The organism is Thiocapsa sp. C2-2m (assembly GCF_041903745.1).
In the GTDB taxonomy this organism is placed as follows: Bacteria; Pseudomonadota; Gammaproteobacteria; order Chromatiales; family Chromatiaceae; genus Thiocapsa; species Thiocapsa roseilacustris.
In genome coordinates this window covers 24,525-41,875 of sequence record NZ_JBBWVD010000009.1, presented here as the reverse complement: position 1 = coordinate 41,875, position 17,351 = coordinate 24,525, and the positions used below count along the sequence as shown (strand labels likewise).

The window sequence follows — 17,351 nt, the reverse complement described above, 5'->3', positions numbered from 1 at the left end:
GTCCTCCGTAAGCGTATGAGTCCTTGTTGTCCGGGGTCGCCCCGATTCGAGACGAGTGCATCGTCCTCGACGGCTTAGACCCGTTCCGCACCGAAACGACGGTAAAGGATCGGCAACAGGATGAGTGTGAGCAGGGTGGCCGAGACCAACCCGCCGATGACCACGATCGCCAGCGGGCGCTGGATCTCGGATCCGGGTCCGGTCGCGAAGAGCAGCGGCACCAGCCCGAAGGCGGCGATACTCGCGGTCATGAGCACCGGCCGCAGGCGTCGCCGAGCGCCTTCGACGACCACCTCCTGCATGGGTCGGCCGAGCGCGCGCAGCTGGTTGAAATAGGTCACCATCACCACGCCGTTCAGCACCGCGATGCCGAGCAGGGCGATGAAACCGACCGACGCAGGCACCGAGAGATATTCACCGGTGAGGGCCAGCGCGAAGACGCCTCCGATCATGGCGAAGGGCACGTTCGACAGCACCAGAGCGGCCTGCTTCACCGAGCCGAAGGTCGAGAAGAGCACCAGGAAGATCAGCACCAGCGCCACCGGCACCACTAAGGCGAGGCGTGCCGCGGCGCGCTGCTGGTTCTCGAACTCGCCGCCCCATTCCAGCCGATAGCCGGGCGGCAGCTCGATCTGCTCGGCGACCGCCGCACGCGCCTCGGCGACGAATCCCACTAGGTCGCGCCCGTCGACGTTGGCGATGGCGACCGCCATGCGACTGCCGCGCTCGCGCGAAATGGCGACCGGTCCCTCGGTGCGCTCGATCCGCACCAGGTTGTTGAGCGGCACGGCGCGCCCGTCGGGCAAGGAGACTTGGAGACCGGCGAATCGCGCGGGCGACTCGCGCAGCGCCTCGGGGCCGCGCACCAGCAACGGGCGACGCTTGCCTTCGACATCCAACGTCCCGACCGTCAGCCCCTCGACTTGGGCGCGAAGCAGATCGGCCAAGGCGTCCGCGTCCACCCCAAGTCGCCCGGCCTCCAAACGGTCCACCACCAGATTCAGGTATTGGGCGCCCTCGTTGCGCGGGGTGTAGACATCCTGCGAGCCTGCGATGCCTTCGAGCACGCCGACGATCCGCTCGGCGAGCCCGTTGAGCGCGTCCGAGTCCGGGCCGAAGATCTTCACCGCGAGATCGCCGCGCACCCCGGTCAACATCTCGGAGACGCGCATCTCGATCGGTTGCGTAAAGGCGTAGTCCAGGCCGGGGAAGCGGTTCAACACAGTGCGGATGGCGTCCATCAGCTCGTCCTTGGTCGTGAAGCGCCAGGTCTCGTGCGGCTTGAGCACCAGGAAGCTGTCGGTCTGATTCAGCCCCATGGGGTCGAGACCGAGCTCGTCGGAGCCGGTGCGGGCGATGATCGATTCGACCTCCGGCACCTCGGCCAGGATCGCCGCCTGGACGCGTTGGTCGATCGCGATGGACTCGGCCAGGTTGATCGAGGGCAGCTTCTCGAGCTGAACAATCAGATCGCCCTCGTCCATGGTCGGCATGAAGGACTTGCCGACCTGGGTGTAGAGTGCCCCCGCGGCGATCAGCAGGGCCAGCGCGCCGCTCAGCAGAACCCATTGATGGCGCAGACTCCAGTCGAGCACCGGGACATAGATCCGGGTCAGGATGCGTACCAGCCAGGGTTCGGCGTGCTCGCCCTCGCCCCCGTTTCCACCGGCCCCCGCGCCCTTGCCCAACAGATAAGATGCCAGCACCGGGATGACCGTGAGCGAGAGCAGCAGCGAGCTGGCCAAGGCGAAGACGATGGTCAGCGCCACCGGCATGAAGAGCTTGCCCTCCAGACCCTGCAGCGTCAGCAAGGGCAGGAAGACGATGATGATGACCAGGATCCCGGAGGAGACCGGCAATGCGACCTCGCGGGTCGCCCGATAGAGGATGTGCAGCCGCGGCAGGCGTCCGCCCGCGCTGCCCCGATTGAGATGCGTCACCAGGTTCTCGACCACCACGACGGCCGCATCGACCAGCATGCCGATGGCGATGGTCAGCCCGCCCAGCGACATGAGATTGGCCGATAGCCCGAACTGGCGCATCAGGATGAAGGTCGCCAGGGCCGATAGCGGCAGGATCAAGGCGACCGTCAGGGCCGCGCGCAGATCGCCCAGAAAGAGCACCAGCAGGATCAGGACCAGAACCGTCGCCTCGATCAACGCCTTGGTGACCGTGTGGATCGCCTTGTCGACCAGGACACCGCGATCGTAGAAGACGTCGATGCGCACGCCCTCCGGCAGCGCCGGCGCCAACTCGTCGAGCTTGGCATGGATGCCGCGCACGACCTCCCGCGCATTGGCACCGCGCAGGGCCAGCACCAGACCCTCGACCGCCTCGCCGCTGCCGTTGCGCGTCACCGCGCCGTAGCGGGTCAAGGCGCCGAAACGCACCTCGGCGATATCGGCGACCCGCACCGGTTGGCGGGCATCACCCCCGACCACGATGGCGCCGAGATCCTCCAGCGTCTTGATTGCGCCTTGGCTGCGGACCAGGAGCACCTCCTCGCCGGCGCTCAGGCGTCCGGCGCCGTCGTTGCGGTTGTTCGCCGTGATCGCCGCGGTCAGATCCGCCAGGCGGATCCCCCGCGCGGCCATGCGGGCATTGTCCGGCACCACCTCGAAGCTGGTGACCAGGCCGCCAAGCGCATTCACATCGGCCACGCCAGGCACGGCGCGCAGGGCCGGGCGGATGGTCCAGTCGAGCAGATCGCGACGCGCATCCAGGGTGAGATCCCCGCCCTCGATGCTGAACATAAACATCTCCCCGAGCGGCGTGGTCATGGGCGCAAGCCCGCCTTCCACGCCGTCAGGCAGATCGCCCCAGATGGCGCCGAGCCGCTCGGCGACCTGCTGGCGCGCCCAAAAGATATCCGTGCCCTCGGCAAAATCCAGGGTGATGTCGGTCAAGGCATATTTGGCGATGGAGCGCAGCATCGTCTGGTTCGGGATGCCGAGCATCTCCAGCTCGATCCGATTGGTGATGCGCGTCTCCACCTCCTCGGGCGTCATCCCCGGCGCCTTCACGATGATCTTCACCTGGGTGGTGGAGACATCCGGGAAGGCGTCGATCGGGGTGGCCTTGAAGGCCATCCAACCGCCGCCGATGAGCGCCAGCATGGCCAGCAACATCAGAAGCCGCTGGGTCAGCGCGAACTGGATCAGACGGGCGAGCATTATTCGGCGCCCCCGAGCCAGGCCGCCTTGACGGCGACGACGCCCGTGACCGCAAGGCGGTCGGCCGACGTCAGCTCACCCGCGACCACGGCACTGCCTTCCTCCTCGGCGAGCACGCGCACCGGGAGCGCTTCGAATCCGCCGTCCCGATTCACGAATACGTAGGCGTTACCTCCATGGCGTACCACGGCCTCCAGCGGGACGCGCCAACTCTCGCCTTCAGCCTCCGCGCTCAACTGCACCTCGACGAACTGGCCCGGACGCAGCCGCTCGGCTCCCTCGCTGATCTCGGCGCGCACCAGTACGCCTTGGTCCTGGTCATGGACCATCCGCCCGATGGTCACGATGGTCCCGGCGGTGTCCTCGCGTGGCAGGAGGACGCGCCCGCCCTCCTGCAGTCCGGTGATCCGTTCCACGGGCACATGGATCTCGAGCCACAAGGGGTTGAGCTCGGCCACCCGGTAGAGCGGGGCGGCGGTCGCGACCGACTGGCCCGTGCTGACCATCTGCTCCAGCACCACGCCGCCGATCGGCGCGCGCACCGGGAGTCGACTGGTCAGCCGCCGGGTGCGCGCAAGTGTCATGATGTCCTCGCTGCCGAAGCCGGCCAGCTCCAGCAACTGAAGACGCTGCTCGACCATCGTCGTCAGCTCGCGCTGCTTGGACTGGCTCTCCAGCAGACGCCGCTCGGCGATCACGCCTTCGCGGAACAGGGTCCGGTCTCGGGCCAGCTCGGTCTCGATCAGCTCGAGCCGCGTCAATGACTCCAGATACTGACTCTGGGCGTCCACCAGCTCGGGACTGCGCAGCTCGGCCAGGACTTGGCCGACCTCGACCCGCTCGCCCTCGGCGACCAGAAGGCTCTCCAACACGCCGCTCTGCGGCGCCGCCACCACGCGCATCTGGCGGTTCGGCACAGCCACCTCGGCCGGGTAACGCCGGGTCAGGGTCTCGGCGGCCGGGAGCGGGGCAGCCAGGGTGATGCCGAACGCGCTTTGCTGGTCGGCATCCACCGCGATCAGGGTCGCGGCCTGGAGGGTGCCGCCCTGCGCCAACATGGCGAGGACCATCATGAGGGTCGGCTTCATTCCGGGATCACTCCTAAGGCTTGATTGAGCCGGGCCAGGGCACGGCCCTGCTCCAGGCGACGCAGCTCCAGATCCATGCTCGCCTCGCGAGCGCGCTCCTCGGCACGCAGCAGCTCGGCGAGATCGGTCTCGCCGAGATCAAAGGCGCGGCGCATCAGACGCAATGCGTCCTGTGCGAGCGCGTGACGGCGCTCGGCCACGGAGAGGGCCTCGGCCGCGCCAAGGCGTTCGATGTCGGCGCTGGCCAGGGCCTGCTCGGCCTCCAGACGGATGCGATGCAGCTCGGTGAGCCGCTCGGTGTAGGCGCGTTCGGCCGACGCCAGTGCAGGCGCCGATTGGCTGGCCAGACCGAAGGGCATACTGACCTCGATCTGCAATGAGTCCAGGGTGTCTTCGCCGCGCAGCTCCTGCGCGCGCTTACCGCCGAGGCTCAGGGTCGGATGGCCGCGCCGGTCCGACCCGACCTGCTTGCGGTCGGCGCGGGCCCGGGCCAGGGCGCCGTCGCTGTCGGCCAGCAGCGGATGACTCGGCGGCAGAACGGGTGCTGTGCCCTGTGCTGCATCGGCTGTCGCCGGTGCGGATTCGGTGAGTGGCTCGGGCAGGCTGTCGGCGCCGGTCAGGTGCCGATAGGCGTCATGCGCACGTCGGGCCTCGACCTGGGCGGACTGCAGGTCCACCTCGCGGCCGAGTGTTTCCTGACGGGCCATCAAGAGATCGACCCGCGCAAGCTCCCCCGCATCGGTGCGTTTGGCGACCGTTGCCTCCAGGGCACGCGAGGCCTCCAAGGCGATCTCGGCCTGGCGCAACCGGCCCTCGGCGAAGGCGGCCTCCCAGGCGGCCTGTCGAACCCGCCCGGCCATCTCCCAGCGCAGCAGACGCTCGAGCGTTCCGGCTTGGCTGTCGATCGCACCGGCCACCTCCCGACGGGCACCGCGTTGACCCGGCAGCCAGAGCGGAAGATCGACCATCGCCTCCCATTCGTTCGCCCCGCCGCCCTCGGTCAGTTCCTCGGACAGATATTTCACCCGCAGCGCGGGATCTTGCGCGACGAGACTTCCCGCCTGGGTGCGGATCGCATCCGCCTCCCGCCGAGCGGCCGTCACCCGCGGCGTCTGCTCTGCGAGCGCCAGCGCGGCGCCGACCGCCTCGGCGAGGGTCGTCGCCGCCGCACTGCCGGCACCGGTCAGCAGCAGACCGATCAACGGGATGATGAGAAGTGGACGAGGCATGGCTCCGATCGCGACCTGCGTGAGGTGGGCACGAGGGAGAGACTAGGGGGTCAAACTGAATCGATGCTGAATCCGGGCGCGCGATCGAGGAGGACGCGGTTTAGACGTGAAATGGTCGTGCCGGTGGTGGAAAATCGCCTAAACTCATCGTCAGACAGCGGCTGCGGATCCTGATCGAAGCCCTTTTTGAAACCTGCCGATGACCGCAAAGCGCCAGCCGGCGTTGTTCATAAGACCGCCCGGTAGGGTGGACGAGCGAGAGCGAAGTCCACCGAACCCCGCGCCGGCGCTGGTGGACTGCGCTGCGCTTGTCCACCCTACAACGCAAAGCCATCGCAGGCCGGCGTTATGAGCATGGCCGCGCCAGCCGTAGGCGCTGGGGGCCGCGCGGGCCGACAGCACCCCTGGCCAAGCCGATACAATGCCCTATGAATGGGGTAAGGCGCGCATCCCTCGGCGTCGTACCTGGATCGGACCAGCCCAACGCACATTTGTCCCGCGTTCGCGACGAGCGTTCCCCCAGCATCAGGGATCACTGCTACGCGCCATACGGATACAGAGTAAAAAGGGGAAAAGGGATCAAAATGAATAATCCAAAACTATCATATTTCGAGAAAGAGGATATATTGCACTTGGCAATATCCGATGAAAAAGAATTCGGTAGTGTCGAGGTTAGCCCGAATGTTACCGCCGAACTAAATGAAGACGGGGAGCTTATTGGTATTGAAATAATAGGCGCAAGTTCGTTCTTGCGAGACTCAGTACTAGAATCTACTCAAGCCAAACTATTACAGTTATCGAAAAAAGTAGCATAACTCGCGTCGTGAGATGAGCCGGCGCCGACGGGTGACCCGGTTCCGGATCTTCCCACGGACATCCGATGGTGCGGGATCGAGGCATTGTTCCAGGCGCTTGGCGCCGAGGTCAGTGAAGGCTCCTGAAGCCGAGTGTCGATTGCTCTCAAGGGTGTCCGCGCGGTGGTTCACCGCCCGAGAGCTTATTAGAGCCTATTAGGGACAGACCATGGTTTCCCGTCCCTTCTTTCGATTAAACGTGGTCCGTCCCAAGCCGTCCGACAAAGGTGTTGCTCCACTCGGAAAAAACGTCATTGCGCCAATGCGTTGCGGCCGATTGGTATGCAGAAGATATTTACCCGATATCCGGGGGGCTGGAATCGTGTGTAAGCCATTGTTTTCGTACCCGCAGTTATTGACGCTCCGTCGAACGCGCAACACCTTTGTCGGACGGCTTGGGTCCGTCCCTGTTTATTCTGAACGCGAAAGAATGTTGACCTGCATCAACAGGAATGAACATTAGCGCGGTCAGCGGTGGGAACCCCGACGGATCTTCCAGGGTACTCGTTCAGACTCCCCTGCTGAAAACAGGAGCCTGAGAGACACTGGCGAGAAATTGTGGAACAATAGCGTCCCAAGAGCACACCTGATTAGAAAGGAACTTCAGCCAACACCACCGAGCGTCGCGATACGGACCCGGATGACGGATTTCTAGGGCTGATTTGGGACAAATTCGGCCCTTTGTGAACTTTCTGGGCGCCTGGTCGGCCGCATGCCAGCTGAAAAGACGGCTGGCTGAAACATCTTTCTAATCAGGAGAGCACAAGCATCTTGGACTTTCCGCGAACATCGAGACGCGACGTGAAGCTCAGTCCACACGATCTGCGACAATTGGACGACGCGTACCTGCGGCGGCTGCCGGAGGATGCGTTGCGGGCGCTGTCGTTGACCTTGTTGGAGGATTTGAAGGAAGCCCGAGAGCGGCTGCAACAGGGGGAAAGGGGCCAGGGGGAAAGGGGCCAGGCTCAATTAAATACGCCGGCTAGAGAGGAACGTCGTTGAGCCTGGCCCCTTTTCCCCCGGCGCCGAGGTCAGCGAAGGCGCCGGAAGCCGAGTGCGGGTTGCTCTCGAGGGTGTGCGGGTGGTGTTTCACCGCCCGGACCCGAGTCCACAGACCAAACGCGGGGCCGTGCGGTCTGTACGGGGAATTCCTCGACGCGGCGGGTACAACACCTGTCGGGGAGCAAGACGATGCTTGAATATAAGGGTTATGTTGGGACCGTCGAGCCGGACGAGGGCGCGTTCATCGGGCGAGTGGTCGGGCTTAGGGATGTGGTCACGTTCGAGGGTGAGACCTACCTCGAGGTCGAGCAGGCCTTTCGCGACAGCATCGACGATTACCTTGCCTTCTGTGCGGAACGTGGCGAGCAGCCCGACCGCACCTTCAAAGGCAGGATACCGCTCCGGCTAACGCCTGAGGTCCATCGTCGCGCCGACGCGCGAGCCGAAGCCGAAGGGTTGAGCCTGAATCAGTGGATCGCCACGCGCATCGAGGCCGCGGTCTCAAGGCCCCGATGATCCAGACCTTCCATTTGGGGCCTGTGGGAGTTGGAGTTACGGGACAGTTTACGTAATTCCCTCGACGAAATACTTCGTATCGAGTGGATTAGTTAAACTGTCCCCTGAATTGAGTGGTAGCATTTTCCACATAGCTAGGCGGAAGCATCTATTCACGACTCTTGCAATGGGGGACCATGAATGAAGATTTCGAGCGTGTCTACGCAGCATTTCAGAGCCTTTGGATGCGCAAACCTTCCCATTCGACCATTAACGGTTCTAGTCGGTGCGAATGGACTTGGCAAATCGTCACTGTTCCATCCGCTCTTGTTGCTCAAGCAGTCGTTTGACAAGCTCAATAAGTCTACGCCCTATGACATCCACGTTAACGGCAAATATCTTACCTACGGAGAGGCAAGGAACGCTTTCCACAGATTGGATGAGTCGGAGGATCTTGTTATATCTCTAAATCTTGTTGAAACTGATTTTATTAGGCGCGTCCGCGCTTACCAAAAAAGAGCGTACGATGATGCCAGTAGGGCCGCTCGCGGTATGTTTCGCGAAGTTGAGTATTTGGCTTCAAAGGCAAGTCGCATACAGAAAAGACCGAAGGATATTCAGGAGAATATTGAGGCATTTCTCAGTAAGATGAGCCGTAAGTCATCTCAGATTTTTGACGGTGAGAAAGACGCTGGTCGACTCATTCAATTGTTGCGTGAGATTGAAAATTTGGCGTCCCGCTCACAACTCAAGGGTACGGATTATTGGGATGCTGAGTTCTCTTCATCATTCTCTACCGACGGTTTGAAAAGCATCATTTCCGAGTTAAGTAAATTATCGAGTTTTCTCACGAATCTTGAAAGCCTCGGTGATGGTGAGTTCATGCTCCGATTTGTCTGCGCTAATCTTCCAGATGACAGACAAAAAGGTTTGCGTGTCAAATGCGTGTCGATCTACCGGCAAGGGATGACACTGGTCAGTGCAACGTACAAAGAGGGCCGGGTATTATCGGTGTCTTCCGATCTCGCAGGTGTATCGAGCGATGCAATTGCTGAGGCATTTGACCTTAGGAAATTTGGCGATTGCAGTGTCCTTGACTATTTTATTAACCTACCTGACGATCATGTGGATAATCAATTTTCGCAGTGTCTATTAACACTTTTGCATTCCGCATTGGTTATTCTACAACAAGTGACAACCGAAAAGCTTGCACATATCGGCGCGTTCCGAGCATCGCCGCTTCGCTATTATGATCAGGGTGCGGTAGATCATAACAAAGAGCGAACAATACATTTGATTAATTCCTTGTTGGAAAGCCCTGGGATGAAAAAGAACATTTCCGACTGGTGGCTACAGAGATCCAACGTGTCATTTGACGGGCGCGAAATTGAAGGGTCTCTGCACTCCCTGGTAGTCCACCCGAAATGGTTAGGCAGCGATCAAATCCTTACGATTATGGATACAGGACACGGATACTCACAGATTCTTCCTATAATGGCAGATATCCTAGCAGCCCCGGTAGGATCAATTATTATTGTTGAACAGCCGGAAGCCCATTTGCACCCTAATTTACACCCAGAGATTGCAGATTGGATCATTACGCGGGCGTTAGACACGCCTCAGCGACTACAGCTAATCGTCGAAACCCATAGCGAATATTTCTTGCGCCGAGTATTGAGGCGGGTGGTCGAAGGGACGTTAAAAGAAGATATGGTGGCTATACTTACTGTTGAGGAGGATGAGAACAACGGCGCACCTGTTGTCCGAGAACAGGTGGTTTCGCGAGCCGATGGCTTCTCGTGGCCGAAAGGCTTCTACGAGAAAACCCTCGAAGACAATCTTGCGATTGGCCGGGCGCTTAAATGATACCAGGAGTTGCCTGCGACGAGTACGTTTCCAAGTGTGCAGATTCCTTCGATACATTTTACAGGGGCTTAATTCCGCTAATCGATGAAAGAACTGAACTACGATTACAGTTTGACAAGGGCGGCAAGCGTAAGTCCCGTGTGTTAGAGTATTACTCCAGAGTTGCGGAGCTGGCAGGCAGTGACAAGAGATCGCGCTTAAGCGACTGGCTTAGGCACATAACTGACTTAAGGCTATTTGAACAAAATGCTGTAGAAATATCCGCGGGTGTTCCTACGCACAAGCACCCGTTCTTTCTGGCATTGCGGCGAGCATGCACGTCGGATGCAGTGTTCTTGGTAGCGCGGGATTCGGTATACCATTCGAAGGCTCGTCCAGATGAGTGCTTGTATATTCTGGGCACGATTGATGCTTTTGAGTATATACGGAACTGCCCATCCGCTTGCGGAATCAGCAAGCCCATTTACCACTCAAGAAGCGAGGTATACATCATGATCCACATTGGTGACAGAATCGAGGCGTCTGGAAATGCAACGCTTGTAAATAAATCATCCGTGAATCGTTCGTTTCAAAAGCTACAGACTGACGAAAAAATGACGAAGTTCAAAATTTGACAGCGATTCTCGAATGTGTTCTCGCATCTGAAGACAAACGAACGCACGACTTATTTTCAGGCTTCGCAGAACAGATTGCCCGTGGCGGCGATGGGAACAAAGGAGTTGGAAAAGCAATCTGGGACGCACTGAAAGGAGGGCTAGAATTGGTCAGCAAAGCCGCTGGAACAAGTCAAGCGGTCGGCGCAGCGGTGGAGTATTGGGATACGTTTTTTGATGTCGTTTAAACGTAATCGTTCACACCCCTGGCTGCGGAAGAGAAAAAGGGGTCGAAGAGAAAAAGGGGTCGGAGCCGTTTGCTGATATGATCACAGCGGAATCCGGTGACAGTTTACTTAATAGGAAACCGGGGACAGACCACGGTTTCCTGCTATCACTCGGTGCATCTGTTCCCGCGGGACAACGACCTATCGGTAGGACATGCGGAATGGCCTTCGAGATGCGACCAACGGTGGTTTCGTCCTGGGCAGTGAACGCTTTCAAAAACAGATAACGAAGATGGTCGGTCGGCGCACTTGGCCCGACGCTTCCGGCCGAACGCGGAAAGAGCTGGCCGACGCCGATCAGCTTGATCTGCCGATATGGGGAAAATGGGCCAGGCTCAATTAAATACGCCGGCTGGAGAGGAACGTCATTGAGCCTGGCCCCTTTTCCCCTGCAAAACCGCGCGCGGACCTCGTAGCAAGACGGCAAGCAGAGTGCCAGCGCGGTTTGGGTCGCTGCATTCAGAACGTTAGGCAAGAAATGAAAACAACATGGCTTTGTTGATAACCCTGCTGAAATTAATCTCAACGACCCTTGCAGGTGCGTTTGGTGTTTTGGCGCTCCTTGTAGAATACAAAGATGAAAATGGGAAGGTGACCAAGTGGGGAAAGATAGCATTATGGGGAGTCATAATCTCTACAATGGTTTCATTTTCCATGCAGCTTCTGGAGCATTTGAATGCCGAAATCTCCGCGCAGGCCGCATCAATAAGGTCCAACAAAATACTAACCCAACTAGTTGAACTCGAGCGTGCAAGTCAGCCACTTGATAAGCCCGAGCTTACCATTGTCTTACAAATACCAAATGACTTTGTTGGAGGGGAAGCGTTTCTATCCTCCCTAAGAACACTTGGAAAAGAGCTTCGAGACCGTAAGATCGATAGCTCATCTTCGCTTTCTTCCGAGTATATTGTCAACTCGCATCAAAATGGACGCGTAATGTCCTTTTCAATAGATCGCCGTTCAAGCTATTTCCCTAATAGAAATACAGACCCCGACCTATACTCCTTTCTTGCCCAAACAGGGGTTAAATTAGCGTTCATAGCTGATGATGCAGATTTGGCTGACATACAGCAAGCTTTTCGGTCCTCAAATGGGCGCCCTTCTGTTGGGTACTTTGGCCAATATGGAGACTACGCATTCGGAATTAAAAGCGAAGATGTAAGAATCCAATACAAAATCGAAGATGACGCGATAAGCCTATGGATAAGAGGCGCACCACAAGAAAGATATATAAGGAAAAGTGGCGAGATTGAATCGTATCCTGAGTTTAATGAAAGCTTTGTGCTTTTATCAGTGAGTTATGTTAATGTGCCAAAGCTAGGGGACGAGGATTATCCGGTATTGCGATCTAACAGAAAATCTCTGGCGCCAAGCATCTTGTTTTTGCGCACTTCTGGCAGATTGTATTTGATTCGGGATTTTGATGAGATCGCTAATGCCGCTGGATACAAAATGTTTGTGGATGGGCCAATGGACAAATTTAGAAGACAATAGCCGAGATCCGGTGACAGTTTATTAATTCCGGCGTTCGCCCGAGAGAAAGATGATAAGAAGTTGCCTAACACGCCCACAAGCTTCGACGCCAAACTGCGGCATCCGCTCTCGCTCAAGCCGCGGTTTGGCACGGGTTGTGGGTGACGTTAGCCCGCCGAGAGCGCGACAGCGCGATTCGGGAAGGCCCGCAAGAGCTTCTTGTCCATGGTGACGAGCGGAGATACGGGGACAGTTTACGTAATTCCCTCGACGAAATACTTCGTATCGAGTGGATTAGGTAAACTGTCCCCGGAATTGAGGAATTGACGGTCTCCTTGACGGCAATCACGATGTGTCTCGCCGTCGCGAGTGCCTCGGCCGAGGACACCGGACAGCGTCGGCAGGGCGCCCATGTCCACGGGATAGCCCACACAACAGGTACCGTCAATGCCCTTACTCTGGGAGCTCGTCATCGCCAGCGCAGCGCTCGCGCTTCTGCTCGGCTATCACCTGTGGTACGCGCTGGAGCTGAAGCGGCGGCCGCTCGCCACCTCCCTCGGCCGCAACAACCGCATCCGCCGGCTATGGCTGGAGCAGGTCATCGCACGCGGTGCAGACATCCTCGCGGTTCAGACGCTGCGCAACTGGACCATGGCCGCGACCTTTCTCGCCTCCACGGCCATCGTGCTCGCGCTGGGACTCATGAGCGTCGCGCTCACGTCGGACGCGCTCACGCAGCTCAAGTACGGACTCGACCCGCTCGCGAGCCAGCACGAGCACCTGACGACACTCAAGGCGCTGGCCATCGTGCTGCTGCTGCTCGGGGTGTTCATCTGCTTCACGCTGTCCCTGCGCTACTACAACCACGCCGGTTTCCTGATCAACGCCCCGCTGGACCAGGACGCGGACGTGACCATCGACACCGCCTTCCACGCCGTCAGCCGCGGCGCCGGCGCTTACAACCTGGGCATGCGCGGCTGGTACCTGGCGCTGCCGCTGATCCTGTGGCTGCTGGGGCCGCTATGGCTGCTCGGGAGCGCCGTGGTCATGACCGCGATCGTCCATCGGCTCGATCACGAGCCCGGCTAGCGAGGCGAAGCCTCCGGCCGACAAGGGCAAGGAACGCCGTCTTGCGCAACCCGCTCGTTGTCGCAAGTAAACCGAAGGGCGAGGGCCGAGGAGGGCTCCTCGGCCCTCTGCTCCGGTATCGTTGTGGAACTGAGGAAACCGGGGACGACCACGGTAATCGCAATCAGCAACCAATCGGCCCCTTGATCATCGGTATGTTGAAAAAGGTCCGAGAAAGGGCTCTGACCCCTTTCTTGCTGGACCCCTTTCTTGCTGTTGCGATGCAGCTCGGTGAGACGCTCGGTGTAGGCGAAGGGGAAAGGGGCCAGGCTCAATTAAATACGCCGGCTGGAGAGGAACGTCGTTGAGCCTGGCCCCTTTTCCCCCGGCGATACTTTCTCACAGGCGGTTGGATTTCCTAGCCGTACAAACAACTGCCGCGATTGACCAACTAGCACAGTATTTCCATGCGCCTACTCAAACTTCATATCCGCAATTTCCGAAAGATCGAAGACCTTTCGATCACCTTTCCAGAAGGACTAACCGTGATTGTCGGCGAGAACAACGCAGGGAAAACGGCCATTATCGATGCATTGCGACTGATGCTATTTTCAAGCCGTGACTTTGAAACCCTCCGGCTTAATGAAGATGACTTTCGAAGAGGCTCCCAGAATTCCCCAATCGAGATTTCGTGCACTTTTTGTGATCTAAGCGATATCGACGAAGTTCACTTTCAAGAATGCCTCGTGGACATTGGCGACGGAAAGTTTCACGCGCGGCTGAATGCACGAGCGGAGTTCAACGCCACCACGAGAAGGGTAAATGTGAAGATGTGGGGCGGTGAGACCGAAGGCGGCACGCTTCCGTCCAACCTCTACGACCACCTCAGCTCAATCTACCTGCAACCTCTCCGTGATCCAGAGAGTGGATTACGCCCTGGCAGGCATTCCCAAATTTCTCGCCTACTCGAGCGCCTAACGCCTGATGATAAACGCGGCGAATTCGAGACTATCGCGCAGACAGCAAACGATCAGATTCGAGACCTTGATCCGGTTAAGACAGCAAAGACAGATATCGACACCCAGTTGTCTTCGATAGCGGGCCCCGAACTTGCTCAAAAGACCGAACTCATATTCAGCGATCCTAGATTTCATCGCATCATAGCAGGCCTTCAACCTGAGATCGATGGTTTGCCTTTCGCATTGAATGGATTGGGCTACAACAACCTCGTGTTTACGGCTGCGACACTGGGAACCCTTAGGCGAAGCTCAGACTATTCGTTTCGTTCAATCATTGTCGAGGAACCCGAAGCCCATCTGCACCCGCACCTGCAAGTTCTCCTGCTTCGGCATCTGGTAAATGCGTCCGAGGACACCGGAGGAAATCCAGTCCAAGTATTGGTGAGCACCCATTCCCCTGTATTAGCAAGCCAAGCTCCGATTGATTCGGTGATTTCCGTGCACGAGGTGGGTGGGAAAGTGACTGGCGTATCACTTTGCTCGATTAACTACGATGAGACTCTCAAGAAGAAGCTTCAGCGGTTTCTCGATGCAACGAGAGCCGAGCTATTCTTTGCTCGAAGAATCCTCATGGTCGAAGGGATCGCAGAAGCCCTTTTGCTCCCGGTGCTCACCCGTATCGCCGGAGGGAATTTGAAAGACTCCTCCGTCACCGTTCTCAATGCGGACGGAATTAATTTTAACGCGTTCATTCCACTCTTCGGAACCGAGCGCCTTGGTCTATCAGTTGCAATACTTACCGACGGTGATGATGCGGACCGCACCGGACAACCCTCCGCGACTGCAACCGGGCTGAAGGCTAAGGAGGATGAAATTCCAAATCTCCGTGTTGAATTCGGCGAAGTAACCTTCGAGCACGAACTAGCACGGTCTGCCATCTTGCTTCCGTTTTTGGTTGAATCCTTTTGGCGATTACGGCCGCAACTCGGCAATGCGCTGCGAACAGCTCTCGCCGGCTTGCATTCAACAGATGAGAAAGCTGATGCGTTTCTTGCCGAGTTTCTTCGGAGCGGAACGTCCAAAGGCGAGTTTGCCCAAGAACTGGCCGGCCTTCTCGAAGATTCACTAGAAACACAGAGAACCTCGACTGGGTCCTTCAGTTGGATTTTTTCGCAAACCGAAGCGGAGAGGCTGACTGCGGATTCTGTTCCGCACTATATTCGCGATGCCTTGGTGTTCCTCGGGGTCATCAATAATCTGAACGCCAATGAGCCGGACTGAGCGACTACGGGAACAAATACTGGCTCAGAATCCAACTGGCCAGCAGCGAGACGCAATCTTTGCGGACGAGTTGGAGTTTCTGCTTCGAGCGTCTCCCGGCAGCGGCAAGACATGGACGTCATGTCGGCGGTTTATTTGGCGCGGTGCAAATTGGCATCACAAAGTTGGAGGTCTCGCTCTACTCTCGTTCACGAACACCGCGATTCGGGAGTTTCATGAAGCGACAATCGAAGTTGGCAGAAGAGAGCTACTTTCGAATCCGAACTTCGTTGGGACATTCGATTCATTCGTTGAACGCTTCATAATCACTCCGTTCGGGCACCTGCTCTATGACAGCAGAAAGCGTCCCAAGCTATTTCTCGGACCACGTCCTGGCGACTGGAATAACAAAAAGCTACAAGGATGGACCGAAAATAACAAAGGGCAAAAGTATTCTGTGCCTGTTTGGGAGATCATCCCTTTTTTAAACGATGATGGGAAAGTTGGGTATAAAGCCTCGAAGGACTTTGGCGGCAAGGTGCTGGAATTCAAGTGGGGTAATCCAGTTTCGGAGTTTTTCAAACTTGGCTACTACACACACGGACAGCGAGTATATTTGGCGTGTAGGATTCTATTCGATCGCCCGCATATCGCCCAGTGTTTGTCGCGACGCTTCCCGGAGATCATCGTTGATGAAGCGCAAGATACGAACATTTGGCTCCTCATCCTTTTGAACTTCCTGCGAGAGAAGGGCATGAAGGTGACGCTAGTTGGCGACCCAGATCAGTGCATTTATGAATTTAGCATGGCAGATGCAACATCACTCCCGGCACTGAAAGAGAAATGGGGAATAGTTGAGAAACCTCTGAGTCGCTCATTCCGCTGTAACAATGTCATCGCGACAGCGGTCCGCCATATCAGCGGAAATGATGGCTTCGATGGTTGTGGTGAGCCACTAAACGAACATTGCAGAGCTTTTATTGTTCGCGGATCGGACAATTTGTTCAGCGGGTGCATATCCTCGTTTGAAACTCATCTATCAAGGGCTGGAATATCGCAGGACGGCTCGGCGATTCTTTGCCGCGCCCATCAACAACTGGAGGCGATTCGAGGTGTCGCGAACTATAACGAATTGCAAGGTCTCACAAAGGAAATAGCACTTGCTGCCTTTCACCGCGACGTTCGGAAAGACTACAAGAAGGCCTTTCGGATTCTTGAAAAGGCAATCCGTGAGATGATCGACGAGCCAGATTTCTGGGATGCGCTGGATGAGAATCCCGAAGGTGCCGCGGCCGCTGAATTCAGGCTGGCACTCTGGAGGTTCACTAAGTGCCAAGAAGGATTGCCTTCGGTTGGGGAGAGTGGAACCACTTGGATTGACAAATTGAAGGCAAATCTCGCCCCTCTTCTCAACAATCTTGGAATCAAAAACATCCCCAAGTTAGGCCAAAAGATCAGAAGGACGGGTCTTGATCAACAACAGTTAGCACTTCCGTTATTTCAGCCGCAAACTCTATTTCCCCCTATACGCCAGGCAACCATACACCAAGTGAAGGGTGAGAGTATTGATGCAGTTTTGGTATTGGGCTCCACAAAGTTCTTCAATTCTGTCGTTTCGGCGATCCAGGGAGCTGAGAATACGGAAGAACGCCGATTGGCGTATGTAGCAATGACCCGTGCGAGACATGCGCTTGTGGTGGGTTTGCCGTCTTCGCATTTTGACAAGCATGCGGCGAAGTGGGTTAGCTGGGGATTCAAAACAATATAGTAATCATGCATACGAACGCAGAACACATAGCCGCCCGAAACACCTTTTCAAAATGACCGACACCAGCCAAAAACAACTGGGGAACACGCGCTGGAGCATGGCCGACCAACTGCGCGGGGCCATGGATGCGGCGGCAACGGTCAAGGGATCCTTGACAGTTCAAATCGAGGGCAACCGCGAGTTCCTGCGCACGGTCATACATCCCGTAAATTTATGAGAAGGGGGGAAAGGGGCCA

Annotated in this window: 12 protein-coding genes; 9 read left to right on the top strand and 3 right to left on the bottom strand. The window is 57.6% G+C overall.

The window, feature by feature from the left end:
• Positions 1–74: 74 nt before the first annotated feature.
• From AADX97_RS08535 to AADX97_RS08525, 3 genes are read right to left on the bottom strand one after another with little or no spacing between them, the layout of a single operon-like run.
• Positions 75–3,173: an efflux RND transporter permease subunit gene (locus AADX97_RS08535; protein WP_374233394.1), complete on the bottom strand. Its 3,099-nt coding sequence runs from the start codon at positions 3,171–3,173 to the stop codon at positions 75–77.
• Positions 3,173–4,261 carry an efflux RND transporter periplasmic adaptor subunit gene (locus AADX97_RS08530; RefSeq protein WP_374233395.1) on the bottom strand — a complete coding sequence of 363 codons (1,089 nt, stop codon included), beginning with the start codon at positions 4,259–4,261 and terminating at the stop codon, positions 3,173–3,175. The genes AADX97_RS08535 and AADX97_RS08530 overlap by 1 nt, the downstream gene beginning before the upstream one ends.
• Positions 4,258–5,490: a TolC family protein gene (locus tag AADX97_RS08525; protein ID WP_374233396.1), complete on the bottom strand. Its 1,233-nt coding sequence runs from the start codon at positions 5,488–5,490 to the stop codon at positions 4,258–4,260. Before AADX97_RS08525 ends, AADX97_RS08530 begins: the two co-directional genes overlap by 4 nt.
• A gap of 584 nt (positions 5,491–6,074) precedes the next feature.
• Here AADX97_RS08525 and AADX97_RS08520 point away from each other — a divergent pair.
• The 9 genes from AADX97_RS08520 (at position 6,075) to AADX97_RS08480 (ending at position 17,332) form a co-directional block, all read left to right on the top strand.
• On the top strand, positions 6,075–6,305 hold the full coding sequence (locus tag AADX97_RS08520; protein ID WP_374233397.1) for a DUF2283 domain-containing protein: 231 nt from the start codon (positions 6,075–6,077) through the stop codon (positions 6,303–6,305).
• A gap of 1,230 nt (positions 6,306–7,535) precedes the next feature.
• Positions 7,536–7,862, top strand: coding sequence for a type II toxin-antitoxin system HicB family antitoxin (locus tag AADX97_RS08515; protein WP_374233398.1), 327 nt, complete (start codon positions 7,536–7,538; stop codon positions 7,860–7,862).
• Positions 7,863–8,042: 180 nt separating this feature from the next.
• A complete protein-coding gene (locus AADX97_RS08510) occupies positions 8,043–9,707 on the top strand; it encodes an AAA family ATPase (RefSeq protein ID WP_374233399.1) in 1,665 nt (554 codons plus the stop codon).
• A 610-nt stretch (positions 9,708–10,317) separates the two neighbouring features.
• Complete coding sequence (locus AADX97_RS08505; protein ID WP_374233400.1) at positions 10,318–10,548, top strand: hypothetical protein; 231 nt, start codon at positions 10,318–10,320, stop codon at positions 10,546–10,548.
• Positions 10,549–11,076: 528 nt separating this feature from the next.
• The gene (locus tag AADX97_RS08500; RefSeq protein WP_374233401.1) at positions 11,077–12,081 is read left to right on the top strand and encodes a hypothetical protein; all 1,005 of its coding nucleotides are present in this window, start codon (positions 11,077–11,079) and stop codon (positions 12,079–12,081) included.
• 426 nt (positions 12,082–12,507) lie between these two features.
• Positions 12,508–13,149 (top strand): DUF599 domain-containing protein, encoded by a 642-nt coding sequence (locus AADX97_RS08495; RefSeq protein ID WP_374233402.1) that lies wholly within the window; start codon positions 12,508–12,510, stop codon positions 13,147–13,149.
• Positions 13,150–13,595: 446 nt separating this feature from the next.
• A complete protein-coding gene (locus AADX97_RS08490; RefSeq protein WP_374233403.1) occupies positions 13,596–15,368 on the top strand; it encodes an ATP-dependent endonuclease in 1,773 nt (590 codons plus the stop codon).
• The gene (locus AADX97_RS08485; RefSeq protein ID WP_374233404.1) at positions 15,355–17,115 is read left to right on the top strand and encodes a UvrD-helicase domain-containing protein; all 1,761 of its coding nucleotides are present in this window, start codon (positions 15,355–15,357) and stop codon (positions 17,113–17,115) included. The genes AADX97_RS08490 and AADX97_RS08485 overlap by 14 nt, the downstream gene beginning before the upstream one ends.
• 52 nt (positions 17,116–17,167) lie before the next feature.
• A complete protein-coding gene (locus AADX97_RS08480) occupies positions 17,168–17,332 on the top strand; it encodes a hypothetical protein (RefSeq protein WP_374233406.1) in 165 nt (54 codons plus the stop codon).
• The last annotated feature ends 19 nt before the right edge of the window (positions 17,333–17,351 follow it).